Genomic DNA, 26,049 nt, shown 5'->3' with positions numbered 1-26,049 from the left:
TTGAGACCCATAGCAAAGCTAGCAACCTACATATTTCTCCGATACTCCCCACCCACATCATAAAGTGCGTGCGAGATCTGCCCCAACGAGTTGTACTTCACCGCCTCCATCAACTGCTCGAACACATTCTTCCGCTCGCGCGCGGTGTTCTGTAGCACCTTAAGGCTCTCCGGCGCCAACGCATTGCGCGCGTCGCCGTAGCCTTTGACGTTGGTGATCTGCTGGCCTTTCTCTTCTTCCGTGCTGCGGATGAGTTCGATTTCGGTGGCGATTTCGCCGCCGTGGTCTTTGGGCAGGAAGGTGTTGACGCCGATCAGCGGCAGGCTGCCGTCGTGTTTCTTTTGTTCGTAGTACATGGATTCTTCCTGAATCTTGCCGCGCTGGTACATGGTGTCCATGGCGCCGAGTACGCCACCGCGTTCGCTGATGGCTTCGAATTCTTTGTAGACGGCTTCTTCGACGATGTCGGTGAGGGCGTCGACGACGTAGCTGCCCTGCCAGGGGTTTTCGTTGAAGTTGAGGCCGAGTTCTTTGTTGATGATCATCTGGATGGCGACGGCGCGGCGCACGCTTTCTTCGGTGGGCGTGGTGATAGCTTCGTCGTAGGCGTTGGTGTGCAGGCTGTTGCAGTTGTCGAACAGTGCGTACAGCGCTTGCAGGGTGGTGCGGATGTCGTTGAATTGGATTTCTTGCGCGTGCAGGGAACGGCCGGATGTTTGAATGTGGTACTTCATCATCTGGCTGCGTGCGCTGGCGCCGTAGCGTTCGCGCATGGCGCGTGCCCAGATGCGGCGGGCGACACGGCCGATGACGGTGTATTCCGGGTCCATGCCGTTGGAGAAGAAGAAGCTGAGATTCGGCGCGAAGTCGTCGATGTTCATGCCGCGCGCGAGGTAGTACTCGACAATGGTGAAGCCATTGCTGAGGGTGAAGGCGAGCTGGCTGATCGGGTTGGCGCCGGCTTCTGCGATGTGATAGCCGGAGATGGAGACGGAGTAGAAGTTGCGGACTTTGTGGTCGACGAAGTACTGCTGGATGTCGCCCATCATGCGCAGCGCGAATTCGGTGCTGAAGATGCAGGTGTTTTGCGCCTGGTCTTCTTTGAGGATGTCGGCTTGCACGGTGCCGCGCACGTTGCTGAGCGTTTCGGCTTTGATCTTGGCGTAGGTGTCGGCATCGACGAGTTGATCGCCGGAGACGCCGAGCAGGCCGAGGCCTAGGCCATCGTTGCCTTTGGGTAGTTCACCGGAATACGTCGGGCGTTTGCCATGAGCGTAAAGCTGGGCGATGCGCTTTTCGGCGGCGGCCCAGCGGGCGGGATCTTCCTTGAGGTATTTCTCGACGTTTTGATCGATGGCGGTGTTCATGAACATCGCCAGCAGCATCGGCGCGGGGCCGTTGATGGTCATCGAGACGGATGTGCTGGGCGCGCTGAGATCGAAGCCGGAGTACAGCTTCTTCATGTCGTCGAGGCTGGCGATGTTAACGCCGGAGTTGCCGATCTTGCCGAAGATGTCGGGGCGCGGAGCCGGGTCTTCGCCGTACAGGGTGACCGAGTCGAACGCAGTGGAGAGGCGCGTGGCGGCGCCGCCTTGGCTTAGGTAGTGGAAGCGACGGTTGGTGCGCTCGGGTGTGCCCTCGCCCGCGAACATGCGGGTGGGATCTTCGCCGCTGCGGCGGTATGGGTAGACGCCGCCGGTGTAGGGGTAATAGCCGGGAAGGTTTTCGCGCATCAAGAAGCGCAGCAGGTCGCCCCAGTCTTTGGTTTTGGGCGGCGAGACTTTCGGAATTTTTTGGTGGCTGAGCGAGTCGCGGTAGTTTTCGACGCGGATGGTTTTGTCGCGGACTTTGTATTCGTTGACGTCGGCGGTGACGGACTTGTAGCGCGCGGGCCAGTCGCGCAGCAGGTGCACGGCTTCGTGGCTGAGTTCGCGTAGGGCTGCGTTGTAGCGTTGGCGGAGTAGGACCAACGTGCGGTCGACTACATGTTCGTCATTCCGGCGAAGGCTGGAATCCAGTTGGGTAGGGTGCGCTTCGCGCGCATTATTTGACTGGGTCCCGGCCTGCGCCGGGACGACGTTGTTGTGGGGTGTGGCGGGGTGGAGGTCGTCGTGTTCGTAGCGCTCCAGCTCGCGCGGGAGTTTGGGGTCACCTAGGTCTTTGAGCGATTCGTAGTAGTGCTGCGCTTTGCTGGCGTATTCGGCTTCGCGCTCGATGCCGGCGTTGATGCCGCGGCCCTGCTCGGCGATTTCCGCGAGGTAACGCACGCGGGCGCCGGGGATGAGTACGGTGGCGCGTGGTTCTTTGACGGTGGTGTCGAGATTCGGTTTGAAATCGCAGTGTGCGGTTTCGATGCCGTGCTCACCGCCCTTGGCGCTGAGCTTGTCGTGCATCAGGCGGCAAAGGTTGGTGAACATCCAGGTGACGCCTGGATCGTTGAACTGGCTGGCGATGGTGGGATACACCGGCACGTCTTCGTCTTTCAGGGTGAAGGCGGTGCGGTTGCGCTTCCATTGTTTGCGCACGTCGCGCAGCGCATCTTCGGCGCCGCGTTTGTCGAATTTGTTGAGCACGACGAGTTCGGCAAAATCGAGCATGTCGATTTTTTCGAGCTGACTGGCGGCGCCGTAGTCGCTGGTCATCACGTAGACGGGGAAGTCGACGAGGTCGACGATTTCCGAATCGCTTTGGCCGATGCCGGCGGTTTCGACGATCACCAGATCGTAGGGTTGGCTCTTCAAGAAGTTGATACAGTCGTGCAGCACTTCGTTGGTGGCGGCGTGCTGACGACGCGTGGCCATGGAGCGCATGTAGACGCGATGGCTGCGCAGTGCATTCATGCGGATGCGGTCGCCCAGCAACGCACCACCACTGCGGCGACGCGTGGGATCGACGGCGAGCACGGCGATGCGCATCTGCGGAAAGGCGTGCAGGAAGCGCAGTAGCAGTTCGTCTACGACGGAGGATTTACCGGCGCCGCCGGTGCCGGTCATGCCGAGCACGGGCGTGTGTTTGCCGGCGAGCGACCATTCTTTACGCAGGCGCGCGAGTTCGGCGTCGGCGAGCTTGCCTTCTTCGATGGCGGACAGCATGTGGCCGATGCTGATTTCGTCATCGATGTTGATATTGGCGGGTACGAAGGATTCGTCTTGCTCGCGCTTGGCGGCAGCGTTGCCCGCGCGGTGCATGACGTCTTCGATCATTTCGGCGAGGCCGAGCTTCATGCCGTCGTTGGGGTGGTAGATGCGTTCCACGCCGTAGGCTTGTAGCTCGCGGATTTCTTCCGGGGTGATGGTCCCGCCGCCGCCGCCGAAGACGCGCACGTGACCGGCGCCCTTCTCTTTGAGCATGTCGACCATGTACTTGAAGTATTCGACGTGGCCGCCCTGGTAGGAGGACAGCGCAATGGCGTCGGCATCTTCTTGCAGTGCAGCACGAACGACATCTTCCACCGAGCGGTTGTGGCCCAGATGGATCACTTCCGCGCCCTGCGACTGAATGATGCGGCGCATGATATTGATCGCGGCGTCATGGCCATCGAACAGGCTGGCGGCCGTCACAAAACGCAGGGGACTGGTTTCGGCCTGCGCGGCGCTGGCAGGTACGTGCTTGGCGGGGGAACTCATGGGGACTCCGACAACGTGTGCGTTCAATTCCGACATTCTAGTGGGGTTGGGGATGGAACGCTTGTAGCCAATCCCCAGCAGACGATACTAAGCGCGGTATGTAGCCTGCTGGGCCGGCTCGGCATATTCCCCGCACGCCTGCGCATGGCCGCCTACCGCACAACGGAATTTTTACCAGTCATCCAACGTCCGTTGCGCTTCTCAAAGAACATGCAGGGGATATCGCAAGCTTGGTTCGCACCTTTCCAACAGGGACAACGGCCATGACTTCCACCAAACGATTCAGCTTGCAGATGTGGCATCAGATTCTGATAGCGATGGTGCTAGGTGTTGCTTTTGGACACTTTTTAGGTGAACCCGCAAAAATGTTGCAACCGCTTGGCGACATTTTCATGGCGCTGATTCGCATGTGCGTGGTGCCGGTGGTGTTTGTATCGGTGGTGACGGGCATTACATCGATCTCCGACATGGCGGCCATGCGCCGCATCGCCTGGAAATCGATCACGATCTATGTGATCAGCATGATCATCGCCGCAGCACTCGCCATGGCCGCGGCGATGGTGTTTAAGGTTGGCGCGGGTTTTGGCCTCACTGTCAACGAGGCCACTGCGGCTACCGCTGCGCCGGTCAGCCTTAAAGAAGCGCTGATGAGCGCGATTCCCTCCAATCCGTTCAAGGCGTTTGCGGAAGGCGCGCTGCTGCCCACCATTCTGTTTGCGATCTTCTTTGGCCTGGCGATCAACCTGGCGGGCGAAAAGGCCGAGCAAGTGCGCAGCTTTTTCGAGAGCATGGCATCGGTGGTGTTCAAGTTGATCGGCATGGTGCTGAAGTTTGCACCGATCGGTGTGTTCGGATTGATGGCGTACGTGACGGCGGACCACGGATTCGCCGTGCTGGGCCACCTGGGTTCACTGGTGGCGGTGAGCTATGGGGTGATGATCTTCTTCATGCTGGTGGTCTACAGCGTGATGCTGTTGGTGTTCCGCCTCAACCCCCTGCCCTTTCTGCGCAAGGTATTTCCCGTGCAGTTGTTCGCCTTCTCCTCAGCGAGCAGCGCGGCGACGCTGCCGCTGAACATGGAAAACACGCAAGAGCGCATGGGTGTCGACGTGCGGGTGACCAGCTTCGTCCTGCCGCTGGGCTGTACCGTCAATATGGCTGGGTTGTCGATCTATCTTGGCATCGTCACCGTTTTTGCCGCCAACGCGTATGGCATTGAACTGACGTTGACACATCTGGTGATGGCGTTGCTCACGACCACACTGGTATCGGTCGGCGCCGCCGGCATTCCCGGCGCGGCGCTGGTGGTGATGGGTCTGGTGTTGTCCGCAGCGGGACTGCCGCTGGAGGCCATCGCGATCATTGCGGCGGTGGACCGGCTGCTCGACATGTGCTGTACCGCCGTCAACGTCAGCAGTGATGCGGTGACAGCGGTGATGGTGGCGAAATCGGAAGGGGCGCTCGACGAAGAACGTTACTATCAGGCGTAAGTAGCGTTAGCAAAAAACGCCCCTGCTTTGGCGGGGGCGTTTTTTCAGGCGAGGCCGAATGGCAGGTTGGGCGATGCAACGATGCGATCACCGACGCATTCGCCACGAATAAATGCCAAGGTGGCATCGATGACTTCCGGCGCATCCACGACTTTGTGATGACCAAGACCTTGCGTGGTCAGCAGACGCGCGCCCGGCCAGTAGCGTGCGTAGCGCTCGCCTTCGTCCCACGGCACTTCGTGATCGTCGAGATCGTGCACGATCAGGCCGGGCTGGCCGAGCATGGGGACATGGTGATGCGCTGCCAGATCACGCGGCGCAATACCGGTGCGGCGTTCGAACCAGCTGAAAAACGGATCGCGCAGATGTTCGCCCAAGTGCACGAAGTGAATGAAGCGGTTGGCGGCGGCTTCCAGATCCGCTGCCGGTGCAATCAACACCAGACGTTTTGCGTGCCAATGTTCATCTTGCGCCAGCGCAAGCGCAGCACCGCCCATCGAATGCGCGATGGCCACTGCTGCTGTGCCGTAATGCGCACCTACCGCACGCGTCACTGCGACGAAATCCGGCAAGGTGCACAAACCGCCCGTACTGGCACCATGTCCAGGCTGATCGAAGCTGACGACGGCAAAACCCAACGCACGCAGCTTGGCTACCCAAGCGAGAAAACGCAGACCGAAACTGGACCAGCCGTGTACGAGTAATGCGTAGGGCTGTGTGGTGGGATCGCCCCATACGTAGGTCGCGATCGTTTCACCGTTGACCTGCAACTGGCCGCGCTGCATCTCACCATCCGGTTTGGCTGCCAGCGCGCGGCTGCGGCTGCTGGCGAATGGTGTGGCGAACAAGCGCGCGGCACGCTCTACCGTGCGCCGCGGAGCCAGCCGTCCGCCCACGGCAAAACTGATGCGGATAGCGCCGAGTTTCCACACGTGACTGGACGCATGGCGGTGTGAGCGAGAGGTCTGTTGCTTCATGGCGCGCTCCTGGGGGTTCAGGGCTGATAACTGGCAAGCAAACGGTCAATACCCGCCCAGGTGCGGCGGCGGGCTTCGTCAAAATGGAACAGGCTGGCGTCGTGATGCAGGGCGAGCATCAAGGCATAGATTTCGAAAGCGAGTTGGTCGGTGTCGGTGTCGTCGCGCAGTTCGCCCGCGTCGATCGACAAGCTGATGGCGCGCTTCAATTCATTGCGCCAGTCGGTTTGCTGCGCTTTGACGCGCTGACGCAGCGGGCTGTCGTCGCGGCCGTCGTATTCCACGACGGCACTGATCAACACGCAGCCACTCTGGTGAATGCGCGCCCATTCGGTCCAACGTTCCAGGATTGCGCGCAGGCGCTTTATGCCGCGCGGCTGCTTGATCGCCGGCAGCATCACGAAATCGAAGAAGCGTTTGGTGGTGGCGTTCAGCAGGGCCAGTTGCAGGTCTTCGCGCGAACCGAAGTGCGCAAACACACCGCTTTTGGACATGCCCACGCCCAAGGCCAGAGCGCCGATGGAAAGGCCCTCGAGGCCGTCCTGGCGGGCCAGTTCGTAGGCGTGATCGAGGATCAGCTCGCGGGTGGTGGCGCCTTTGCTGGGGGTGGTGGCAGCGTTCATGGCGGAAAAATAGCACGATCGTTCGTTTTATTTCAATAGCCTCAACCACTGCCCTCAATACCCCACCCCGTCGTCCCGGCGCAGGCCGGGACCTAGTGACTTCGGCTTCTGTGTGGCTGGACAGAAGCGAAAGTCACTGGGTCCCGGCCTGCGCCGGGACGACGGGATGGGGTTTTACGTCGTGGGTGGGGTTTCACCTGATGGATGAGGTTTCACTCCGCGGATGGGGTTTCACGCTGTGGATGAGGCTGCATGCAACGGTGGACGTGGCCGCATACAACAAATGTGATCCACGCCAAGGATGCGAGCGGGATCGGTAAGCCAAAGGTCAGCCTCGCCCGGTATCAATGGCCGGTTTGGAGCCGCCAGCGAGGCGGACGCGACACCAGGGGAATTGAAGGGCATGCGTGCCGCGGGATCGCAAGTAATTCGGCTGCTTCCTGAACAAGCGAAAGCAATAACGTCAACATTGCGAAATACGATTGCGTTTCCCGTACTGCCAGCCGCCTATCGCGGCTGCTTATAAATCTGGAGAGGACACCATGATCAGCTTGACCCGCAAATTGGCCCTTGTTGCAGGCATCGGCCTTGCGTTGGCCAGTGTTAGCTATACCCCGCCTGCGTCCGCGCAGGTTGTCGTTGGCGTCGGTATCAACGTTGCCCCGCCAGCACCGCGTTACGAAGTGGTTCCTCCCCCGCGTCATGGCTGGGTCTGGATCCCCGGTCACTGGCAGTGGAATCCGGGCTGGCATCGCCATGACTGGGTGCCGGGCATGTGGGTGCATGAGCGTCCAGGTTGGCATTGGCGCCCGGGCGTGTGGGTGCAGGGCCGCGATGGCTGGCACTGGCATGAAGGTTACTGGGCTCGCTGATTCCGCGGCGACCTGCGCTCCCTCTCGCGATGGAGCGCAGGTATCCACGGCTTGAGCACCGTTTAAATTTGCGCGCATTTCTGCTCGGATCGGCAGAATTTTCGATCCACATTTCGTCTGGGGAAACGTTTCATGTCATTACGTCTTGCAGCCTTGGTCGCCCTGGCTGGCGTCACTGCCATCACCACCGGTTGCGTGGTGGAGCAGCCCGCGCCGCCACGTCGCGTTGTTTATGAAGCACCGCCGCCGCCTCCGCCGGCCTATGTGGAAGTGGTTGCTCCGCAGCCGCCGCCCACTGAAGTGGTGGAAGTGATTCCGCCGCCGCGTCCCGGCTATATCTGGGCCCGCGGTTACTGGCATTGGGAAGGCGGTCGTTATGTCGCCATGCACGGTCACTGGGAAGCGGTACGTCCGGGTTATCACTACGTGCACCCGCACTGGGAACGTGGTCAGGGCGGCTGGCATTTCCGCGCTGGTATCTGGATCGCTGGCTGATCGCAGACATTGCAATGAGGCTCAAAACGCCCCGCTTCGGCGGGGCGTTTTTTTATGGCCGGCATGTGTATCACCCACACACAATCCCGCACTAAAGCCCGCTTTGCTGCGCCGCACCAGCACCACCATCCGACTCGTACTAAACTTATGCGGCTAACTCGTCGCCCCAGCCTCTTGCTGGGGCTTTGAGTTTCAGGCGTCAGGTCCTTGGCGGGGCCATAACGCTTCAACTAAGTGGTCGCCTTCCCCGGCACCGTCAAACGTGGAGTCCATGTTCCAATGATTTTCGAAACCATCGCCAAAACAGGCCACGAAGAAGTCGTCTTCTGCCATAACAAGGACGCCGGCCTGAAGGCCATCATTGCGATCCATAACACGGTGCTGGGCCCGGCACTGGGCGGCCTGCGCATGTGGCCGTACAAGACCGAGCAGGATGCGGTGAATGACGTGCTGCGCCTGTCGCGCGGCATGACTTACAAGAACGCCGTGGCCGGCCTGAATCTGGGCGGTGGTAAGGCGGTGATCATCGGCGATCCGTCGAAAGACAAGTCCGAAGCGCTGTTCCGCGCCTTTGGCCGTTTCGTCAACTCGCTCAACGGCCGTTACATCACGGCTGAAGACGTGGGTATCGACGTGAACGATATGGAATATGTATTCCGCGAAACCGAATACGTCACTGGCGTGCATCAAGTGCACGGCGGTTCGGGCGATCCGTCCCCGTTCACCGCGTACGGCACGCTGCAAGGCCTGATGGCTGCACTGCACTTCAAGCACGGCAACGAAGACGTGGGCAAGTACAGCTACGCCGTGCAGGGCGCCGGCCACGTGGGCAGCGAATTCATCAAGCTGCTGCGCGAGCAGGGTGCGAAGGTGTTCGTCACCGACATCAACAAGGACGCCGTGCAGCGTTGCGTGGATGAACTGGGTTGCGAAGCCGTGGGCCTGGACGAGATCTATGATGTCGACGCCGACGTCTATTCACCCTGCGCACTGGGCGGCACCGTCAACGAGCAGACCATCGATCGCATCAAGGCGAAGATCATCTGCGGCGCAGCGAACAACCAGCTGGCCAACGATGCCATCGGCGACGAACTGACTCGCCGTGGCGTGCTGTACGCACCGGATTACGCCGTCAACGCCGGTGGCGTAATGAACGTGTCGCTGGAAATCGACGGTTACAACCGCGAACGCGCGATGCGCATGATGCGCACGATCTATTACAACCTGGGTCGCATCTTCGAAATCAGCAAGACGGAGAACGTGGCAACCTACAAGGCTGCGGATCGTCTGGCCGAAGAGCGCATCGACTCGATCGGCAAGATCAAGCTGCCGCACATGGGCAATGGCGCACCGCGCTTTGCGGGTCGTATGCGCGGGCAGTAATTGGCTGCTTGTGGTGTTGAAGAAAAAGCCGTCGGGTAACCGGCGGCTTTTTTTGTTGGTCGATACGAAATGCTTCCACCCCGTCGCCCCGGCGCAGGCCGGGGCCTAGCGACTTTGTTCTTCATACCCGACTCTGCATAAGGGCAAAAGGCACTGGGTCCCGGCCTTCGCCGGGACGACGGGATGAGCGGGTGATGCAAGGGTTAAAGAAAAGCAGTAGCTATTTGATATAGGTCTTCAACGCCGCAATCAGCTCATCCGCATCGCGCTGTTTGGCCTCCGGCGTGTGATCGGCGTCATCCAGTAGATGGTCAAGAATGTAGCCCTCGATCACCTGGGTCATCAGGCCGTTGATGGCGCCGCGGGCGGCTACGATCTGGTGCAGTACGACCGAACAGTCGTCCTCTTCGTCGAGCGATCGCTCGATGGCTTCGATCTGGCCCCGAAGCCGCTTGGCGCGGTTCAATAGCTTAGTTTTGTCGCGAACGGTATGTGGCATAGTGAGAGTTTCAAGGCTGCGTGGTTCTCGCGCAAGCTGACGTCTTACTGACGGATTCCGCGCATATTTTCTCCGTTATTTTTTGCTGATTCTGGTTGACACCCTGATACCCCCATGGGTATCTTGCCCGGGCCTTAAGGGAATCCCTCGGGCACTTGTCAGATAACCCAACAGCGAGACATGGACAGTAAACCTCCTAGTCGCTGCGCTGGCTTCGGATCTATCGGTCCGATGTTGGCGCCGCCTTTATCCAACGTAAGCCCCAACGGCGACCGCGTGCGGTTGGCCGGCGCTTTCCACGACTAGGGAAGTCCGGCTCACCTCTTGCGCCGCCACTGGCGCTTTACGAGGTGAGTCATGAATAAGCTGCAATTGCGTGCGGCCCGTCCTCGTACGGCCAGCACCTTCCATCGACGCAAGGCATCGCGCGGCATCAGCCGTCTGCGGCATGTCCTGTCTGCCGTCACCCTGCACCACGATGTTCCCGTACGTCATTCCACACCGCTGCGTGCGCAGTGGTCTCGCAACCCGGTTTCCGGTGCACTGGAATGCCGTTGGATCGTGGACGCCACCATGGAACCGCCTATGTATCGTGGCTCTGTGCATCGTCATCCTGTTATTCGCATGCCACGGCGCACCAGCCACGCCGGCATGCGCCCTCCTTCTCGATAAACCCCAAAAGGAACGCGATATGCGACCTCCTCCAGCGACTGATAGCGACTCTTCCATAGCCATCCGCCTGGACGCGCACGCGATACTTCCTGCACAAGTCACATCGACTTGATGCCGGCTCGTGTCCGTGTCGCCCCATGCGGCGAACCACGAGGACCGAGCCATGCAACTTTCACTCTTCTTGCACCCATCACGCCGGGCGATCCACACGCCTGACCGGCTACTCAATGTATTTCTCGCCTGCCGCACACCGGTCAGACCGTCTTCGCCAGGACTGATCACCGGACTGTTGCGCGCCGCCATGCAGCGACTCCGCGAAACAAGACGGCGGCCCTTTCCGCATTGATCGATCCGATCTGCAGCTGGTTCCGGCCGCTTCCGTAGCGGCCGGAGCTTTCCATCCATGACCGGCGAAAAAGCCGGCAAACCAGCGAAGACATTGTTATGAAGAACATCCATTTCATCGGTGAGTGGTTCGATTGCCGCACGCCCAACAGCGTGCTGTCCGATCCACAAGCTATCCAGACGCGCTGCATGGAACACATTGCCCGCCGCCATCTTCCGATCCGCTATGACTACTTCACGACGGCGGCCAGTCATGGCGTGATCGGCGCGATGACCGGCAAGGACATTCACATCGTGCTGCGCACCTTTCCCCATCACGATTCGGTGATAGCCGATCTGTTCGTCGATCAGGGCGATCACAGCCAGATCAGCGCCGCCATGCAGGTGTTCGACGGCCTGCGCGACGAGTTCCGCCCGATGCGTGCCCTGCTCCATCGCGTGCAGCGTGATGGTCAGGCATTGCTGGTACAAGGCCGCACGCCGCGTTCACCCACTGAAGTATTCCTGCTGAAACCGGCACGACGTGCCTGAACCCATCGCCGCCATGCCGGCGAACACCGGCATGGCGGCCTACTGATTCATCCATGCGACAAGGCTTTTATGAGCAGCATCATCGAACTGAAGAAAGCTGCCGACTCGGCCGTTCTGGACAGCGCCCATGTGGGCGATATCCGCGGCGCACTCGGCACCATCGCGCAAAACGACACTACGCAACGCACGACCTGGGGAGCTCGACTACGCACGCTGCTGGCCATTGTCGGCCCCGGACTGATTGTGATGGTCGGCGATAACGACGCCGGCGCTTTCAGCACCTATACCCAAGCGGGACAAAATTACGGCACGGTACTGCTTTGGACCTTGTCACTGCTGATCCCGGTGTTATACGTGAACCAGGAGATGGTGCTGAGACTCGGTGTCGTGACAGGCGTGGGTCATGCACGTCTGATTCTTGAACGCTTCGGCAAATTCTGGGGCGCCTTCAGCGTTATCGATCTTTTTATTCTCAACGCACTGACCATCGTCACGGAATTCATTGGCATCAGCCTTGGCCTGGATCATCTTGGCCTGTCGCGCGACTGGGGCATTGCGATCGCTGCCGCGCTGATCATCATCACCGCTTCGACCGGAGATTTTCGTCGCTTCGAACGCTTCGCCTTGCTGCTGGTCCTCGGCAGCCTGCTCCTGGTACCGGTGTTATTGATGGTGCATCCGCCGATCAGCCAGATTGCCCACCACATGTTTGTTCCCAGCATGCCCAAAGGCGCGCCATTGAGCGAAGTGATGTTGCTGATCATCGCTATCGTCGGCACCACGGTGGCTCCGTGGCAGTTGTTCTTCCAGCAAAGCTATGTGATCGACAAACGCATCACACCGCGCTTCATGGCCTATGAAAAGGCCGACCTGTGGATCGGCATCGCGCTGGTGGTGATGGGCGCGGTGGCGATGATCGCCTTTACTGCCGCCACCTTTGCCGGCAAGCCGGAAATGGGCCAGTTCGTGGACGCCGGTGCCGTTGCCGATGGCATCGCCAAATACATCGGCGCCACGCCATCGGTGTTGTTCTCCATTGCGCTGATCGACGCCAGTATCATCGGTGCGGCGGCAGTGTCGCTGTCGACGGCGTATGCGATTGGCGATGTGCTGTCGCTGAATCACTCGCTGCATCGCAAACCGACGGAAGCGAAAACCTTCTACGGTGTTTACGCCATTCTGGTCGTGATTTCCGCGGCGCTCGTGCTGCTGCCCAATGTTCCCCTTGGCATCATCACCAACGCCGTGCAAACACTGGCCGGTATCCTCTTGCCGGGTGCTTCGGTATTCCTGTTGCTGTTGTGCAACGACAAAGCCGTGCTGGGTCCCTGGGTAAACAAACCGGCGACCAATCTGTTCACCGGAGCGGTAGTCGCGATACTGGTGCTGCTATCGATCATCCTGACGGCATCGGTGCTTTATCCGTCGATCACCAGCGGACAAATCATTGCCGTGCTGGTGGGCGGTTCCATCATCGCCGCACTGGGAATGATGGCTATCGGCGTTTCCCACTGGCGTCATCCAAGCGCCACGGTACCCGACAGCCAGGTGGATAAGTCTGAGTGGCGCATGCCGCCGCTCAATCAATTACCTCCTGCGCAACTGAGTTTGCGTCGCCGCGTATGGCTGGGTGTGCTTCGCGCGTATCTCGCCGCTGCATTGATTCTGGCAATCGTCAAGGTGGTGGAGATGATCATCACCAAGTCTTGAGCATACCCGTCGTCCAGGCAAAGGCTGGGACCTGGCGCCTTTACGTAGCCAAGTCACTGGGTCCCGGCCTTCGCCGGGACGACGAGCAAAAACCCTCGATACCTCACCGCGGTCACGCACCGCTCCGATCAGCAAACGCTTGCGCTTGCTGCGGGGAGCGCTGCGCCCAAAACCTGAAAACTACGAGTCATTCCCATGCTAAACCCACGGACGATCACCAAGAAGCACACGCCCGCCCTGATGCTGATGCTTGGCACCATGGCCTTCTCAAGCCAAGGCCGCACACAAGACGCTACCGTCGCATCGGCGGATACCACACGCGGCTCGTTGCCCGCACCCGCCGAAAGCAAAGACAGCAGTGATACATCCGAAGAGCGCTGGAACATCCACGCACAGACCACGTATGTGTATCAGCACAAAGACGGCTTCAGCGCTCCCTACACGGGTCCGCAAAGTCTGCTGCCGACACCGGAATACAGCTACACCTGGACCTTCACCACGTATATCGGCGCGCGTTTCTGGAAAGGCGGCGAGTTGTACCTCGATCCGGAGGCGGTGGTCGGCAAGCCGTTTTCCCATCTGTTCGGCCTGGCCAGCATTCCCAATGGCGAGATCCAGAAGAACGGCGGCACCAAGCCGCGCGGTTACTGGGCGCGCTGGTTCCTGCGGCAGACCTTCAACCTCGGTGGCGATACCACGCACGTGGATGACGGCCCTAATCAGTTGGCCAGCAACTACGATTCGCACCGCCTCGTGTTCACCGTGGGCAAGATCACTCTTACCGACCTGTTCGAAAAGAACACTTATGCCAACGATCCGCGCACCCAATTCTTGAACTGGTCGATGATCACGTACGGCGCCTGGGATTACGCCGCCGACGCACGCGCTTACACGGTCGGCGGCGCTGCCGAATTCTATTGGGACAATTGGGCGGTGCGCATCGGTCGGTTCATGGAGCCGAAGGTTGCCAACTTCACCACCCTCAACGAAGACATCGCTCGCTATCACGGTGATGAACTGGAAGTGGAACACGATCACAAGCTCGGCGACCTGCCCGGCCTGCTGCGCGTGCTGGTGTTCCGCAATCGCACCTGGGCCGGCAATTACATGGATGCCATTGCAGCCGCGGAGGGCACGGGCAATCCGCCGGATGTCACCGCCGTGCGCAAGGATGCGGCCAAGGTCGGCTACGGGATCAGCTTTGAACAACGTCTCAGCAGCGATATCGGCCTGTTCCTGCGCGCCAGCTCGGCCAATGACCGGATCGAGGAATATGCGTTCACGGAAATCGACAACGCCTTGTCAGGTGGTTTGTCCGTAAACGGCAACCGCTGGAACCGTCCGGATGATGTCTTCGGTATCGCCTTCTCCACCGCCGGCCTTAACCGCCAGCATCGCGAATATCTGGCTGCAGGTGGTCTTGGTGGATTCCTGGGTGACGGGCAGTTACCGCATTACGCACGGGAAGACGTGATGGAAACCTATTACAACTATCACGTCATGAAAGGGGTTGAGTTGAGTCCGGATCTTCAGCTGATTCGGAATCCGGGTTACAACGCGGATAGGCGGGGGCCGGTGATGATTTATGGTGCTCGGTTGCATTTGGAGATCTGAAGAGCTGCGGGTCTGCTCCTAGATCTGACGCTATGAAAGAACTCAGCGTCACCGCCCTCAACGTCATTCCGGCCTTCGCCGGAATGACGTTGAGGGGTTCATGCGAGGGTTAAAACGGCAGTACCTATTTGATATACATCTTCAACGCCGCAACCAGCTCATCCGGATCGCGCTGCTTGGCTTCTGGCGTGTGATCGGCGTCATCCAGTAGGTGATCAAGGATGTAACTCCCGATCACCTGGGTCATCAGGCCGTTCATGGCGCCGCGCGCCGCTACGATCTGATACATGCCGGGTTGATGAGGGCCTTCGCCAGCGGGGTGCCAACGCCGGATCGGGCGAGCCTGATACCTGAAAACGACTGCCCCGGAAAAACTGCACTGGATAGTGTTGTAAAACGTTCTGCCGGCGAAATTTTTTCACGCCGCAGGCGCCGGCAGACCCCGAACGTTCCGGCAGTTCTGTTAAACTTCCGTCGTAAGAAAAAGTGTCGTAAGGCTTTGCCCACATTGGCAAAGCTCAGGGGGGCCCGCTCGGCGGGCTATAAAAATGGATTCCTTATCACGGCCCGGACCTTATCTGGCTTCGGTCCGCTGCGTCGCAATCAATGCGCGCAGGCGACCGCCCACGATAAGTACCCGGACAGGGAATGCAAGATCGCAAGAGCAGGTGTATAGGTATGAGCGCAATCATGGAAACCGGGATCAGCGATGACGACATCCTGCTCAGGCTGAAGGATGTGCTGCGCGAGACGTTCGAGATCGATCCGTCCCGGGTCACGCCAGATACCCACCTGTTCACCGACCTGGAGCTGGACAGCATCGATGCTGTCGACCTGGCGATCCAGGTGCAGGACATGACTGGCATGCGCATCAAGCCGGAAGATTTCAAAAACGTACGAACCGTGGGCGACGTGGTCGCCACGGTCCGCACACTGCTTACGCGCTGAACACACGTTCATGCCGCAGGCGTCCGCATCCGTCGCAGAGCACTTCCGGCCCTGCGCGCTGATTCCCATCTATAACCACAAGGACACCATCGTCGAGACGGTGCGGGCCATGCGCGCGCACGATCTGCCGGTGATGATCGTGGACGATGGCAGCGACGAGGCCACCCGTGCCGTGCTCGATGCGCTGACGGCCAGAGAGACCGCCGTCACACTCATCCGCCTGCCGCGCAATGGCGGCAAAGGACGCGCCCTGACCGCCGGACTGATCGCGGCACGCGATGCCGGCTACACGCATGCGCTGCAGATCGATGCCGATGGCCAGCACAATGCCGGCGATGCGCCGCGATTCCTTGCTGCCGGCCGCAGCCATCCGCAGTCACTGGTCTGCGGTCAGCCGATCTACGACGAAAGCGTGCCACGCGCGCGGCTGTACGGGCGTTATGTCACCCACGTCTGCGTCTGGCTGGAAACGCTCTCGTTCACGCTACGTGATTCGATGTGCGGTTACCGTCTGTATCCGCTGGAAGCGACCTGTGACGAGATCGATCGCGCGCCCCTGCCGGCCCGCATGGATTTCGATACAGAGGTGGCGGTACGCCTGATCTGGCGTGGCGTGCCGATCGTGAATCTGCCAACCCGGGTGATCTATCCGGAAAACGGTCTATCCCATTTCCGCATGCTGCACGACAACCTGCGCATTTCCGCCATGCACACCCGCCTTCTGCTGGGCATGCTGCCGCGCGCCCCGATGTTGTTGTGGCGCAGGCGACGCAGGCTGGAATGCGCCGCATGAACACCCGCTATCGAACCCTCCCTCGCTCGGCACGCAACGCGCGCAGCTTCGGCCTGACATGGCTCGCGTGCTTGCTGTTGTCGTGCATCGCGGTGTCCGTTCACGCGCAAAGTATCGCGCTATCGCAGGAGCAAGACGCAAAGCAGGCCGGCACGTCGTCTGATTTGCTGCACGACGTGCTCGCGCAGCTCAGGCAGCATCCGTCCGTGCGCGCGAACTTTACGCAACAACGTACCAACCCGGCATTGACACAACCGCAGAACAGCAGCGGGCAACTGCTGTTCGTAGCGGGTCACGGCATGCTGTGGCAGATACAACAACCCTATCAGCAAACCCTTGCGCTGACGGGAAGCAAGACGGTAAGCATCGATGCGGCCGGGCATGCGCAAGCCGTACGCAACGAGCGCGGCGTCAGCCAGATCGCGCAGATGCTGCAAGCGATGCTTGCAGGCCAGATCGATCCGGTGCTGCGTCAGTTCAGTGTCGCGGCCGATGGCAACACCCTCCAATGGACCTTGCGCTTCACACCCAAGCAGGCACGCGTGGCACAAGTGCTTCGCGGCATTCGGCTGGAAGGTGGTGCGTTTCTGCAAGGCATCCATATCGATATGCAGGACGGCACGCAAACCGATATCCGAATGACCGAAACGCGCGATGGCCGCGCGCTCACGGCATTAGAAGAACAAGCGCTCGGCCTGCCATGAATCAACGGGGTCTGTGGCTGCGCGCGGGTTGGTTTGGTGCGGCAACACTGTTGATCGCGTTGCTCGGCGCATGGTTGCTGTTCGGCCGCGGCCACTCGCCGATTCAGACCGATCTGCTCGCGATGCTGCCGGCCACCGAACGCAATCCGCTGGCGGAAGTGGCCGCGCAGCGGCTCGCGCATGCCAATGGCGACCGCGTGATCCTGCTGGTGGCCAACGCCGACGACGATCGTGCCAAAGCTGCTGCGCGCCAACTCGGTCAGGCGCTAACCAAGGACGATGTCTTTGCTTCGGTGACTGCCGAACTTCCTCCGTTCGACTTGCAGCAACTGGTTGCACCGTATCTCGCACATCGCTTCAGCCTGCTCACCGATACCGACCGCACGGCGCTGGCACAAGCCGATTACGATCCCACCAAGACGCTGGCGCAGCGTGTGAACGAGCCCTTCGTCACCGGCGTAGGCACGCGCCTGCAGGATGATCCCTTCGGCTGGCTGCAGCACTGGCTGGACCAGCAGCCATGGAGCCGCTCGCCCCTGCTGCCCGAAGACAATCTGCTGACCGCACACCGCGACGATGTCAGCTATGTGATGGTCACCGCCACGCTCAACGGTTCCTCGTACGACGATGCGATCCAGCACCGCGCCCTGCAAGCGCTGGATCAGGCCGAACAGACCGTCGAACACGATCAGCCCGGCACGCGCATCCTGCGCACCGGCGCCCTGTTCTACGCCGCAGCAGCGCGTGCCGGTGCCGAACACGATGTGCATCTGGTTGGCGTGGTGTCCACCATCGGCATCGCCCTGCTGTTGCTGGGCGTGTTCCGTTCGCCAGGACCGTTGCTGCTGGCATTTCTCTCCACGGCAGTGGGTGTGATCGCGGCGACGACTGTCAGCGTACTGGTCTTTGGACAGATCTATCTGCTGACCTTGGTATTCGGCGCGGCACTGCTGGGCGAAGCGGTGGATTATTCCATCCAATATCTCAGCGCCCGCGCCAACGCGGGCACAACATGGGAACCGCGCCAAGGATTACGGCAAGTGCGCCCTGCCTTGCTGCTTGCGCTGGGAACGTCTCTGCTGGGCTACGCGTTGCTCGGTCTGGTGCCGTTTTCAGCACTGCGTCAGATGGCATGCTTTGCGATGACTGGCATGGCGGTGGCGTGCCTGAGCGTGTTCTGGCTGCTGCCGGCGTTGCTGCAACGTCCGGCGAAACCGTTATCCAACGCTTCCGTGCACAGCGCCATGCACTTGCAGAAGCTTGTTTCCGGCGTCACATCCGGGCGCCGCGGCGCTCTGCTCGCCATCGTTGCGCTGGCATTGGCCGTACCGGGATGGTGGCAACTGCGCCACGATGACGACGTGCATCTGCTGATCGCACCACCCGTCGCGCTGACGCAACAGGAAGCACAGATCCGCGACATCACCGGCCTCGGCAACGGCACGCAGTTCTATCTGGTGCAAGGTGCTGACGCCGAACAGGTACTGCAACGGGAGGAAGCGCTGGAGCAGCGATTGCAGCATTTGGTCGATACCAACCAGTTGCAGGGATGGCTAGGACTGGCCGGCATGGTGCCGTCGCTCCAGCGCCAGCGATCCAATCAATCCTTGCTGGCACCGTTGTTTGCACAACCTGATCGCATGCGCCAATGGCTGAGCGGCGCCGGATTTCGTGAGACCGACATCGATGCTTTTATCCAGGCATGGCCGGATAAACCGCTCGACTTGCAGACCTGGCTGAAGAGCCCTATCGCTACACCCTTCCGCTACCTCTGGATGGGCGATGACGTGCGCGATGGCGCCGCCTCGCTGGTATTGCCGCAAGGCGACACATCAAGTGCCCTGCTGCAACAAGCCGCGACGGACCTGCCCGGGGTCACGCTGGTGGACAAGCCTGCCAGCATTTCCGAATTGTTCGGACGCTACCGACGCTACGCCAGCATCTGGCTGGTGGCGGCGATCCTACTGATCGTGCCGGTGTTCGGCTGGCGCTATGGATGGCGCGGCGTTCCGCGCGTGCTGGCGCCGCCAGTGGTTGGCATCGGGCTCACGCTGGCAGCGCTTGGCTATTTGCATCAACCGCTGACGCTGTTTCACTGGATGGCCTTGATGCTGGTGCTCGGCGTGGGCGCGAACTACGCCGTATTCCTGCGCGAAGGCGAACCGCACGTGACGCATCGCCCTGGTGCGATGTACGCCAGCGTGCTGCTTTCTGCGATCACTGCCTTGTTGTCATTCGGCTTGTTGTCCTTGAGCTCAATGCCTGCGTTGCGTGATTTCGGCCTCACCTTGCTGTTGGGGATCGGCTTCACCGCGCTGCTGGTGCCTACGAGCGCGGATCACCGGGCCATTTCCTCATGAATTCTTTTTACTTTGCACGGAGCACTCGCCGATGAAGCGCGTCGTCATCACCGGCATGGGCGGCATTACGCCGCTGGGACACGATTGGTCACAGATCGAATCGCGCTTGCGCGAAGGCCGCAATGCCGTGCGCAGGATGCCCGAGTGGGATTTCTTCGATTCACTGAACAGCCGCCTTGGCTGCCCGGTCGACAGCTTCCAGTTGCCTGATTGGCCGCGTAAACATCTGCGCTCGATGGGACGTGTCGCGCAACTGGCAGTCGCTGCCAGCGAACAGGCCTTGCGCGATGCCGGTTTACATAGCGACGCCAGCATTGCCGATGGACGCATGGGCGTGGCCTACGGCTCGTCCGGCGGCAGCGTCGAACCGATACGCGTGATGGGACGCATGCTGGAAACCGGTTCGATGCAAGGCGTCACCGCGACCAGCTACGTGCAAATGATGGCGCACACCACGGCGGTGAATATCGGCGTGTTCTTCGGCCTGAAGGGGCGCATCCTGCCCACGTCCAGTGCGTGCACCTCCGGCAGCCAGGCGATTGGCTACGGTTACGAAACGATCCAGCAGGGCAAGCAGAAGCTGATGTTGTGCGGTGGCGCTGAAGAGCTTTCCGGCCCCAGCGTTGCCGTCTTCGACACCTTGTTTGCAACCAGCACGCGCAACGACGAAGCCCATCTCACACCTCGCCCCTTCGATCGCAGCCGCGACGGACTGGTGGTCGGCGAAGGTGCCGCCACGCTGGTGCTGGAAGAGTATGAACATGCCCGTGCGCGTGGCGCGCGCATTTACGCCGAGGTCGTCGGCTTCGGCTGCAACTCCGACGGCAACCACATTACCCAGCCAACCAGCGAAACGATGGCCGCTGCCATGCGGCTGGCCTTGCAAGATGCACAGATTTCACCCGAGGCCATCGGCTACGTGAGCGCACATGGCACCGCTACCGATCGCGGCGATATCGCGGAAAGCCACGCCACGGCCGATGTGCTTGGCGCACGCATACCGGTCAGCTCGATGAAGAGTTATGTCGGCCATACGCTTGGCGCGTGCGGTGCTTTGGAATCATGGTGGGCCGTGGAAATGATGCGTCGCGGCTGGTTTGCACCAACCATCAATCTCCAGGAGCCCGATCCGGCATGCGCTGAACTGGATTACATCGTGGAACAAGGCCGAGCGATCGACACGGGTTATGTGATGAACAATAACTTCGCGTTTGGCGGCATTAATACGTCGTTGATCTTCAAGGCGTGTGAGTGATGAGCATTCAGCACTACACGCGCTTTTACTCCTCGCCCTGCAAACTGGGGAGTAAGAAAAACGCGCGAGCCTTCGCATGAACTTCATCATCGATCAATGGCACGCCTGGGCACCCGGCCTCGAAAACCATGAGGCTTGGCGAGCATGGTCGAGAGATCCCGTGAGCGTCACCGATACAGAAGCTCAGCCCAGTTGCGACTTTCTCCCCGCCATGCAGCGCCGCCGCCTCAGCCGTCTGGCGCGCATGACCCTGCACGTCGCCTGGCCACTGTGTGGTGAAGGCGAACAGCTGCCGTTCGTGTTTGCTTCCCGTCACGGTGAAACACCACGCACCTATGCGTTGCTCAGCGAAGTGGCTGATCAGCAACCCTTATCACCCACGCAGTTTGGCCTGTCGGTGCACAACGCGATTGCCGGGCAATGGTCGATCCTGCGCGGTCAGCACGGCGAATCAGTAGCCATCGCCGGCGAGGCGGATACTTTTGAGCATGCCATGGTGGAGGCAGCGGCGCTATTGAGCGATGGCGCGCCGTCCGTGCTCATCGTGGTGGCCGAAGAATACCCGCCGGAACCCTACCGGGACTGGATCGACGACGTACCGTTTTCGTATGCTTTGGCGCTGAGAGTACGGGGAATCGGGACGGATCATGGCGCACAGGCTGGCGAACGCTGGCAGCTGCGCCTGGAGCCGAATCGTGATGATGTCGCACCGGGTGCATGGCCGCACGCGCTTGAATTCGTGCGCGCGCTCTGCATGCGCAGCGACACACTTGAACATGCATGGAAGACACGTCGATGGATCTGGCAGCGACTACCGTGAGGCGTTCAAGCGCAGGCAACCAAGCCTGGCGGCTGCTGGCCACCGGGGCGAGCTTTGCACTGTTCGGACTGGGCGGCATGGTGCTGCGGCTGGTCATACTGCCTGTACTCGGCTTGCTGCCGGGCGACGCACAAACGCGGCAGCGGCGCGCACGTGCTGCGATCAGCAAGGCGTTCTATCTGCACGTGCAGTTCATGTATCGCAGCGGCACGCTGGAATATGACTTTGAGGGTGCGGATCAGCTTGGACGTCCGGGCCAGATGATCATTGCCAATCACCCGTCACTGATCGATGTGGTGTTTCTGATTGCGCACATCCCCAACGCCAATTGCATCGTCAAGCAGAGCCTGTGGCGCAATCCTTTCACCCGCGGCCCTGTATGCCGGGCGCATTACATCAGCAATAACGGCAGCCCGGACATGCTCGAGCAAGCCGCCGATGTCTTGCGTGGCGGCGAAACGCTGATCGTCTTCCCGGAAGGCACGCGCACCGCGCCGAACTGTGCACCGGTATTTCATCGCGGCGCGGCGGCCATCGCGCTACGTGGTGCGCGCGTCATCACGCCGGTGTTCATCACTGTCAAACCCACCACGCTGACCAAGGCCGAGCCCTGGTATCGCATTCCCGAACGAAGGGTGAAAGTGACCTTGCGCGTGGGCAAGGACATCGACCCGAACGCCTTCAATGCTCACGCCGCGCTGCCGATCGCATCGCGCCGTCTCAATGAACACCTGCATCAACTTTTCCTGAGGGAGCTTGCGTCATCGTGAATGACCTACAGCAAGACATCGCCCAATTGATTATCGACACCCTCAATCTGGAGGATGTCACCGTCGCCGATATTCCGCCCGACCTGCCGCTGTTCGGCGAAGGTCTCGGCCTGGATTCCGTGGATGCGCTGGAACTGGCGCTGGCGCTGCAGAAGCGCTATGACATCCGCATCGCTTCCGATTCCAAGGATGCCCGCCAGCACTTCACTACCGTGGCCAGCCTTGCCGCCTTCGTGCAGGCACAGCAGGACGCATGCAGAAACTGACTTCGATCCTGTTGCCACTGGTCGGGGTGCTCTACCCGTTCGTGGTGTATTTCGGCATGGATCGCGTGCCGCCACCGATGTTCGCGCTGGTACTCGGCGCGATCTGGCTGATTCGCGCACCGGCGCTGCTGAAGCAACCCGGCGGAAAGCTGATGTTGGGCGCGGCGCTCACTTATTGCGCCCTGCTCGCTTTCAGCGGCAACGAAGTGCTGGAACGCTGGTATCCCACCCTGATCAGCGCACTTCTGCTGTGCGCGTTCGGCCTGAGCCTGGTCTACGGACCGCCGCTGGTGGAACGCATCGCACGCGTGCGCGAGCCGGATCTGCCGGATGCAGCCATTCCCTATACGCGCAAGGTCACCTGGGTCTGGGTTGGATTTTTCGTCTTCAACGGCGTGGTCTCCGCCGTGCTCACGCTGTGGGCACCGTTGGCGTGGTGGACGCTATACAACGGCCTGCTGGTGTACTTCATCATGGGCACGCTGTTTGTCGGCGAATGGCTGCTACGCAAGCGTCTGCGAGGCGCGGCATGAGTATGGATCTGGTCCGCACCGCCGAGCGGCTGCGCACCCATCCCTGGGTGACGGACGCGCGGTGCGGTCATGCCAGCGCGGATAAACCGGGCATTGTGCTTGCGCTCAGCAGCGCGGGTATCGAAGCGCTGTGTCAGCGCGGTCGGCGGTACGTGATCGATCACTTGCAGCAAGGTACAGACTATACGGGTGCACCCATCGCATGGCGTCTGCTTGATGCACTGCCTGTCTCTGCTTCCGTACAGCAGATCGGCGCATGGCTGCAGGCGCCGTTGCCACGCGATGCCTCGCTAATTGAAGAAAGCCAGCACGACGGTGTCTGGACGCTGACGCTGCACGTTCCAGTTGATCTGGTTTATTTCCTTGGCCACTTTCCGCAGGCGCCGGTGGTTCCCGGTGTGGTACAGATCGGCTGGGCACTGGCACTGGCCGCTACGCGACTGGGAACACCGTCACGCTGCACGGCGATGGAGGCGCTGAAGTTCCAGCACCTACTGCGCCCCGGCGAACGTGCGGACCTCACCCTGCATCACGATACGGTGCGCGATAAATTGCACTTCGCCTATCGCCACGGCGATAAGGCGTTTTCTTCGGGCCGATTGGCATGGAGTGCCAAACCATGAGCGAACAGATAGCACAGGAACGTCATTGGTCCACGCAGAAGGAACGCGGCAGCCTGTTCCTGATGCGGCTGACAGCCTTCAGCGTGCGCCTGTTCGGACGCCGGCTGCTGACGCCGGTGCTGTATCTGATCGTGTTGTATTTCTTTGCATCCGCGCGCAGTGCGCGGCGCAACATTCGGCAATATCAAACCTACCTGGCCGCGTGGAGCGGCAACGCCACGCTGCTGCCCACACTCGGCAGTGTGTTCGGTCAATTCATCGCCTTCGCCGACAACCTGCTCGACCGCCTTGATGTTTGGCGTGGCCGTCTGCGCTTCGAACAAGTGGATTTGGTCGACCCCTCCGGCATCCGCCCTCGCCTACTACGCAGTCAGCGGGAAGGACGCGGCGAGATTCTGGTGGTGACGCATCTGGGTAATCCGGATGTCTGCCGCGCCATGGCGGAACTCGGCGAACAGGTGCCGCTCAACGTGCTGGTGCACAACCGGCATGTGGCACAGTTCAACCGCTTGCTCGGTGAAGCAGGCGATCGCAGCATGCGATTGATCCAGGTGAGCGAACTGGATACGGCGATGATGATGGATCTGTCGCAACGGGTGGAGCGTGGCGAGTGGCTGGCGATTGCCGGCGACCGTGTTCCCTTGCACGATGGCCGGCGCGTGACGGTGAACTTTCTGGGCCATCCGGCAGCGTTTCCGCAGGGTCCGTGGCTGCTGGCCGGCTTGCTCCGTTGTCCGGTGAACCTGCTGTGCTGCCTGAAGGTGGACGGACGTTACCGCATTCATCTCGACCCGTTTCTGGACACCGCGCATTGGGAACGCGGCCAGCGCGAGGCCGCCATTCAAGGCTGGGCACAGCGCTATGCCGATCATCTTGCCCAGCAGTGCTTGATGGCGCCGCAACAGTGGTTCAATTTCTACGCATACTGGCAACCGGCCGGACCGGAGACAAACGATGCGAAGTAGCGGCGTATTGCATGCCACCATCGATATCCAGGTACCGTTCTTCGACGTCGACTCGATGGATGTGGTCTGGCACGGCCATTACGTGAAGTATCTGGAGGTGGCGCGTTGCGCACTGCTCGACGATATCGGTCACAACTACACGCAGATGCGCGAATCCGGTTACGCCTGGCCAGTCATCGATCTGCAGTTGCGCTATGTGCAAGCCGCGCGTTTCGGGCAGAAGCTGAGTGTGCGCGCGGATCTGATCGAATGGCAGAACCGGCTGCTGATCCATTACCTGATCCAGGACGGCGCGACAGGCCAGCGCATCACGCGCGCCAGCAGCGTGCAAGTTGCGGTAAAGATCGCCAGCGGCGAGATGCAACTGGTATCGCCCGACGTTTTCACCGAGGCGGTCGAGCGTAGGTTACGCAAGCATCCGTCAACACCTTCTTCTCCGGTCGTGTCATGAATTACGCAAGCCCCACCTACGTCGAAGAAACCCGCATCGGCTTTCATTTTCTGCGCAGTCATACCTGGCAACATCATGTGCTGCGTGTAGCCATCAACGATCTCAAACGACTGATCGATGAACCGTTGCCGCAAGGCGGCACGCTGCTGGATGTGGGCTGCGGTCAGGGCAAGTCGTTCCGTCTGCTGCGCGATGCTTTTCAGCCATCGCGCATGCTGGGACTGGATGCCGATCCGCATAGCATCCGTCTTTCCGAAGCCGAAGCCGAACGCGAGGGCATCCGCGTGGATCTGTTGACCGCCGATTGCGCGGAGATCCCGCTGCCGGACCAGAGCGTAGACATCGTGTTCTGCCACCAGACCTTTCATCACCTGGTAGAACAGGAGCAAGCTCTGGCCGAGTTCTGGCGCGTGCTGAAACCCGGTGGCCTGCTGCTGTTTGCCGAATCCACCAAGGCATATATCGACACTTGGGTGATCCGCTGGTTCTTCCGCCATCCGATGGACGTGCAAAAGAGCGCAGAGGAATATCTGGAGATGCTGCGCCAGCAAGGTTTTGTGTTTGGGGCACAGAACGTGTCGTTCCCTTATCTTTGGTGGAGCCGCTCGAAGGATTTCGGGTTGCTGGAACGCTGGGGCTTACGCGCGCCACCACCTCCCGGGCAGCGGGAAGAAACGCTGGTGAATGCCGCTGTACGTAAACCGGCGCATGATTGACCGGTCGC

At 60.6% G+C, this 26,049-nt stretch carries 26 protein-coding genes; 21 read left to right on the top strand and 5 right to left on the bottom strand.

Features of this window, described 5'->3' with window-relative positions:
• Positions 1-26 precede the first annotated feature (26 nt).
• The gene (locus ISN74_RS05195) at positions 27-3,626 is read right to left on the bottom strand and encodes a methylmalonyl-CoA mutase family protein (protein WP_188798039.1); all 3,600 of its coding nucleotides are present in this window, start codon (positions 3,624-3,626) and stop codon (positions 27-29) included.
• 263 nt (positions 3,627-3,889) lie between these two features.
• Here ISN74_RS05195 and ISN74_RS05190 point away from each other — a divergent pair, with 263 nt between their 5' ends.
• Positions 3,890-5,116, top strand: coding sequence for a dicarboxylate/amino acid:cation symporter (locus ISN74_RS05190; RefSeq protein WP_188798038.1), 1,227 nt, complete (start codon positions 3,890-3,892; stop codon positions 5,114-5,116).
• A 44-nt stretch (positions 5,117-5,160) separates the two neighbouring features.
• On the opposite strand, the gene ISN74_RS05185 is transcribed toward ISN74_RS05190, so the two are convergent.
• Together ISN74_RS05185 and ISN74_RS05180 are read right to left on the bottom strand one after the other, a co-directional pair.
• A complete protein-coding gene (locus tag ISN74_RS05185; RefSeq protein WP_188798037.1) occupies positions 5,161-6,093 on the bottom strand; it encodes an alpha/beta hydrolase in 933 nt (310 codons plus the stop codon).
• A 17-nt stretch (positions 6,094-6,110) separates the two neighbouring features.
• The gene (locus tag ISN74_RS05180) at positions 6,111-6,716 is read right to left on the bottom strand and encodes a TetR/AcrR family transcriptional regulator (protein WP_188798036.1); all 606 of its coding nucleotides are present in this window, start codon (positions 6,714-6,716) and stop codon (positions 6,111-6,113) included.
• A 542-nt stretch (positions 6,717-7,258) separates the two neighbouring features.
• Between ISN74_RS05180 and ISN74_RS05175 the strand changes: the two genes are divergently transcribed.
• The 3 genes from ISN74_RS05175 (at position 7,259) to ISN74_RS05165 (ending at position 9,466) form a co-directional block, all read left to right on the top strand.
• A complete protein-coding gene (locus ISN74_RS05175) occupies positions 7,259-7,588 on the top strand; it encodes a YXWGXW repeat-containing protein (RefSeq protein ID WP_188798035.1) in 330 nt (109 codons plus the stop codon).
• 132 nt (positions 7,589-7,720) lie between these two features.
• Positions 7,721-8,083 carry a YXWGXW repeat-containing protein gene (locus tag ISN74_RS05170; protein WP_188798034.1) on the top strand — a complete coding sequence of 121 codons (363 nt, stop codon included), beginning with the start codon at positions 7,721-7,723 and terminating at the stop codon, positions 8,081-8,083.
• 279 nt (positions 8,084-8,362) lie between these two features.
• Entirely contained in the window at positions 8,363-9,466 is a 1,104-nt protein-coding gene (locus ISN74_RS05165) for a Glu/Leu/Phe/Val dehydrogenase (RefSeq protein WP_188798033.1), read from the top strand.
• Positions 9,467-9,686: 220 nt separating this feature from the next.
• Here ISN74_RS05165 and ISN74_RS05160 read toward each other — a convergent pair whose 3' ends face one another.
• The gene (locus ISN74_RS05160; protein WP_188798031.1) at positions 9,687-9,965 is read right to left on the bottom strand and encodes a metal/formaldehyde-sensitive transcriptional repressor; all 279 of its coding nucleotides are present in this window, start codon (positions 9,963-9,965) and stop codon (positions 9,687-9,689) included.
• A 357-nt stretch (positions 9,966-10,322) separates the two neighbouring features.
• Here ISN74_RS05160 and ISN74_RS05155 point away from each other — a divergent pair, with 357 nt between their 5' ends.
• The 4 genes from ISN74_RS05155 to ISN74_RS05140 all read left to right on the top strand — a co-directional run bounded on the left by ISN74_RS05155 (position 10,323) and on the right by ISN74_RS05140 (position 14,837).
• Positions 10,323-10,637: a hypothetical protein gene (locus tag ISN74_RS05155; RefSeq protein ID WP_188798029.1), complete on the top strand. Its 315-nt coding sequence runs from the start codon at positions 10,323-10,325 to the stop codon at positions 10,635-10,637.
• 444 nt (positions 10,638-11,081) lie between these two features.
• The gene (locus tag ISN74_RS05150) at positions 11,082-11,513 is read left to right on the top strand and encodes an S-adenosylmethionine decarboxylase (RefSeq protein WP_188798027.1); all 432 of its coding nucleotides are present in this window, start codon (positions 11,082-11,084) and stop codon (positions 11,511-11,513) included.
• A 69-nt stretch (positions 11,514-11,582) separates the two neighbouring features.
• The gene (locus ISN74_RS05145; RefSeq protein ID WP_188798025.1) at positions 11,583-13,223 is read left to right on the top strand and encodes an NRAMP family divalent metal transporter; all 1,641 of its coding nucleotides are present in this window, start codon (positions 11,583-11,585) and stop codon (positions 13,221-13,223) included.
• 195 nt (positions 13,224-13,418) lie between these two features.
• Positions 13,419-14,837: a carbohydrate porin gene (locus ISN74_RS05140; protein ID WP_188798023.1), complete on the top strand. Its 1,419-nt coding sequence runs from the start codon at positions 13,419-13,421 to the stop codon at positions 14,835-14,837.
• 124 nt (positions 14,838-14,961) lie between these two features.
• Here ISN74_RS05140 and ISN74_RS05135 read toward each other — a convergent pair whose 3' ends face one another.
• A complete protein-coding gene (locus ISN74_RS05135; RefSeq protein ID WP_188798013.1) occupies positions 14,962-15,126 on the bottom strand; it encodes a metal-sensitive transcriptional regulator in 165 nt (54 codons plus the stop codon).
• 389 nt (positions 15,127-15,515) lie between these two features.
• Between ISN74_RS05135 and ISN74_RS05130 the strand changes: the two genes are divergently transcribed.
• The 13 genes from ISN74_RS05130 (at position 15,516) to ISN74_RS05070 (ending at position 26,041) form a co-directional block, all read left to right on the top strand.
• A complete protein-coding gene (locus ISN74_RS05130) occupies positions 15,516-15,785 on the top strand; it encodes an acyl carrier protein (RefSeq protein WP_203546703.1) in 270 nt (89 codons plus the stop codon).
• A gap of 10 nt (positions 15,786-15,795) precedes the next feature.
• Positions 15,796-16,578: a glycosyltransferase family 2 protein gene (locus tag ISN74_RS05125; protein WP_188798011.1), complete on the top strand. Its 783-nt coding sequence runs from the start codon at positions 15,796-15,798 to the stop codon at positions 16,576-16,578.
• Positions 16,575-17,282: a LolA family protein gene (locus ISN74_RS05120; RefSeq protein ID WP_188798009.1), complete on the top strand. Its 708-nt coding sequence runs from the start codon at positions 16,575-16,577 to the stop codon at positions 17,280-17,282. The genes ISN74_RS05125 and ISN74_RS05120 overlap by 4 nt, the downstream gene beginning before the upstream one ends.
• Entirely contained in the window at positions 17,279-19,642 is a 2,364-nt protein-coding gene (locus ISN74_RS05115) for an MMPL family transporter (RefSeq protein ID WP_188798007.1), read from the top strand. Before ISN74_RS05120 ends, ISN74_RS05115 begins: the two co-directional genes overlap by 4 nt.
• Before the next feature lie 31 nt (positions 19,643-19,673).
• Entirely contained in the window at positions 19,674-20,897 is a 1,224-nt protein-coding gene (locus tag ISN74_RS05110) for a beta-ketoacyl-ACP synthase (protein WP_188798005.1), read from the top strand.
• Between the two features lie 76 nt (positions 20,898-20,973).
• A complete protein-coding gene (locus ISN74_RS05105; protein WP_188798003.1) occupies positions 20,974-21,717 on the top strand; it encodes a beta-ketoacyl synthase chain length factor in 744 nt (247 codons plus the stop codon).
• On the top strand, positions 21,714-22,487 hold the full coding sequence (locus ISN74_RS05100) for a lysophospholipid acyltransferase family protein (protein WP_229679017.1): 774 nt from the start codon (positions 21,714-21,716) through the stop codon (positions 22,485-22,487). The genes ISN74_RS05105 and ISN74_RS05100 overlap by 4 nt, the downstream gene beginning before the upstream one ends.
• A complete protein-coding gene (locus tag ISN74_RS05095) occupies positions 22,484-22,753 on the top strand; it encodes a phosphopantetheine-binding protein (RefSeq protein WP_188798001.1) in 270 nt (89 codons plus the stop codon). The genes ISN74_RS05100 and ISN74_RS05095 overlap by 4 nt, the downstream gene beginning before the upstream one ends.
• Positions 22,741-23,286, top strand: coding sequence for a COG4648 family protein (locus ISN74_RS05090; RefSeq protein WP_188797999.1), 546 nt, complete (start codon positions 22,741-22,743; stop codon positions 23,284-23,286). Before ISN74_RS05095 ends, ISN74_RS05090 begins: the two co-directional genes overlap by 13 nt.
• The gene (locus ISN74_RS21095) at positions 23,283-23,909 is read left to right on the top strand and encodes an ApeI family dehydratase (protein ID WP_188797997.1); all 627 of its coding nucleotides are present in this window, start codon (positions 23,283-23,285) and stop codon (positions 23,907-23,909) included. Before ISN74_RS05090 ends, ISN74_RS21095 begins: the two co-directional genes overlap by 4 nt.
• Positions 23,906-24,874 carry a lysophospholipid acyltransferase family protein gene (locus ISN74_RS05080; RefSeq protein ID WP_188797995.1) on the top strand — a complete coding sequence of 323 codons (969 nt, stop codon included), beginning with the start codon at positions 23,906-23,908 and terminating at the stop codon, positions 24,872-24,874. Before ISN74_RS21095 ends, ISN74_RS05080 begins: the two co-directional genes overlap by 4 nt.
• Complete coding sequence (locus tag ISN74_RS05075; RefSeq protein ID WP_188797993.1) at positions 24,864-25,325, top strand: acyl-CoA thioesterase; 462 nt, start codon at positions 24,864-24,866, stop codon at positions 25,323-25,325. The genes ISN74_RS05080 and ISN74_RS05075 overlap by 11 nt, the downstream gene beginning before the upstream one ends.
• Positions 25,322-26,041: a class I SAM-dependent methyltransferase gene (locus ISN74_RS05070; protein WP_188797991.1), complete on the top strand. Its 720-nt coding sequence runs from the start codon at positions 25,322-25,324 to the stop codon at positions 26,039-26,041. The genes ISN74_RS05075 and ISN74_RS05070 overlap by 4 nt, the downstream gene beginning before the upstream one ends.
• Positions 26,042-26,049: the final 8 nt, after the last annotated feature.

This window comes from Dyella caseinilytica, from assembly GCF_016865235.1.
In the GTDB taxonomy this organism is placed as follows: Bacteria; Pseudomonadota; Gammaproteobacteria; order Xanthomonadales; family Rhodanobacteraceae; genus Dyella_B; species Dyella_B caseinilytica.
Note: the sequence above shows the minus strand (reverse complement) of the source record. Positions and strands in the feature narration are given on the sequence as shown.

Bases quoted from the DNA above. Each gene is read 5' to 3' on its own strand.
- ISN74_RS05195 (WP_188798039.1), bottom strand. From the start codon at position 3,626: ATGAGTTCCCCCGCCAAGCACGTACCTGCCAGCGCCGCGCAGGCCGAA.
- ISN74_RS05190 (WP_188798038.1), top strand. From the start codon at position 3,890: ATGACTTCCACCAAACGATTCAGCTTGCAGATGTGGCATCAGATTCTG.
- ISN74_RS05185 (WP_188798037.1), bottom strand. From the start codon at position 6,093: ATGAAGCAACAGACCTCTCGCTCACACCGCCATGCGTCCAGTCACGTG.
- ISN74_RS05180 (WP_188798036.1), bottom strand. From the start codon at position 6,716: ATGAACGCTGCCACCACCCCCAGCAAAGGCGCCACCACCCGCGAGCTG.
- ISN74_RS05175 (WP_188798035.1), top strand. From the start codon at position 7,259: ATGATCAGCTTGACCCGCAAATTGGCCCTTGTTGCAGGCATCGGCCTT.
- ISN74_RS05170 (WP_188798034.1), top strand. From the start codon at position 7,721: ATGTCATTACGTCTTGCAGCCTTGGTCGCCCTGGCTGGCGTCACTGCC.
- ISN74_RS05165 (WP_188798033.1), top strand. From the start codon at position 8,363: ATGATTTTCGAAACCATCGCCAAAACAGGCCACGAAGAAGTCGTCTTC.
- ISN74_RS05160 (WP_188798031.1), bottom strand. From the start codon at position 9,965: ATGCCACATACCGTTCGCGACAAAACTAAGCTATTGAACCGCGCCAAG.
- ISN74_RS05155 (WP_188798029.1), top strand. From the start codon at position 10,323: ATGAATAAGCTGCAATTGCGTGCGGCCCGTCCTCGTACGGCCAGCACC.
- ISN74_RS05150 (WP_188798027.1), top strand. From the start codon at position 11,082: ATGAAGAACATCCATTTCATCGGTGAGTGGTTCGATTGCCGCACGCCC.
- ISN74_RS05145 (WP_188798025.1), top strand. From the start codon at position 11,583: ATGAGCAGCATCATCGAACTGAAGAAAGCTGCCGACTCGGCCGTTCTG.
- ISN74_RS05140 (WP_188798023.1), top strand. From the start codon at position 13,419: ATGCTAAACCCACGGACGATCACCAAGAAGCACACGCCCGCCCTGATG.
- ISN74_RS05135 (WP_188798013.1), bottom strand. From the start codon at position 15,126: ATGTATCAGATCGTAGCGGCGCGCGGCGCCATGAACGGCCTGATGACC.
- ISN74_RS05130 (WP_203546703.1), top strand. From the start codon at position 15,516: ATGAGCGCAATCATGGAAACCGGGATCAGCGATGACGACATCCTGCTC.
- ISN74_RS05125 (WP_188798011.1), top strand. From the start codon at position 15,796: ATGCCGCAGGCGTCCGCATCCGTCGCAGAGCACTTCCGGCCCTGCGCG.
- ISN74_RS05120 (WP_188798009.1), top strand. From the start codon at position 16,575: ATGAACACCCGCTATCGAACCCTCCCTCGCTCGGCACGCAACGCGCGC.
- ISN74_RS05115 (WP_188798007.1), top strand. From the start codon at position 17,279: ATGAATCAACGGGGTCTGTGGCTGCGCGCGGGTTGGTTTGGTGCGGCA.
- ISN74_RS05110 (WP_188798005.1), top strand. From the start codon at position 19,674: ATGAAGCGCGTCGTCATCACCGGCATGGGCGGCATTACGCCGCTGGGA.
- ISN74_RS05105 (WP_188798003.1), top strand. From the start codon at position 20,974: ATGAACTTCATCATCGATCAATGGCACGCCTGGGCACCCGGCCTCGAA.
- ISN74_RS05090 (WP_188797999.1), top strand. From the start codon at position 22,741: ATGCAGAAACTGACTTCGATCCTGTTGCCACTGGTCGGGGTGCTCTAC.
- ISN74_RS21095 (WP_188797997.1), top strand. From the start codon at position 23,283: ATGAGTATGGATCTGGTCCGCACCGCCGAGCGGCTGCGCACCCATCCC.
- ISN74_RS05080 (WP_188797995.1), top strand. From the start codon at position 23,906: ATGAGCGAACAGATAGCACAGGAACGTCATTGGTCCACGCAGAAGGAA.
- ISN74_RS05075 (WP_188797993.1), top strand. From the start codon at position 24,864: ATGCGAAGTAGCGGCGTATTGCATGCCACCATCGATATCCAGGTACCG.
- ISN74_RS05070 (WP_188797991.1), top strand. From the start codon at position 25,322: ATGAATTACGCAAGCCCCACCTACGTCGAAGAAACCCGCATCGGCTTT.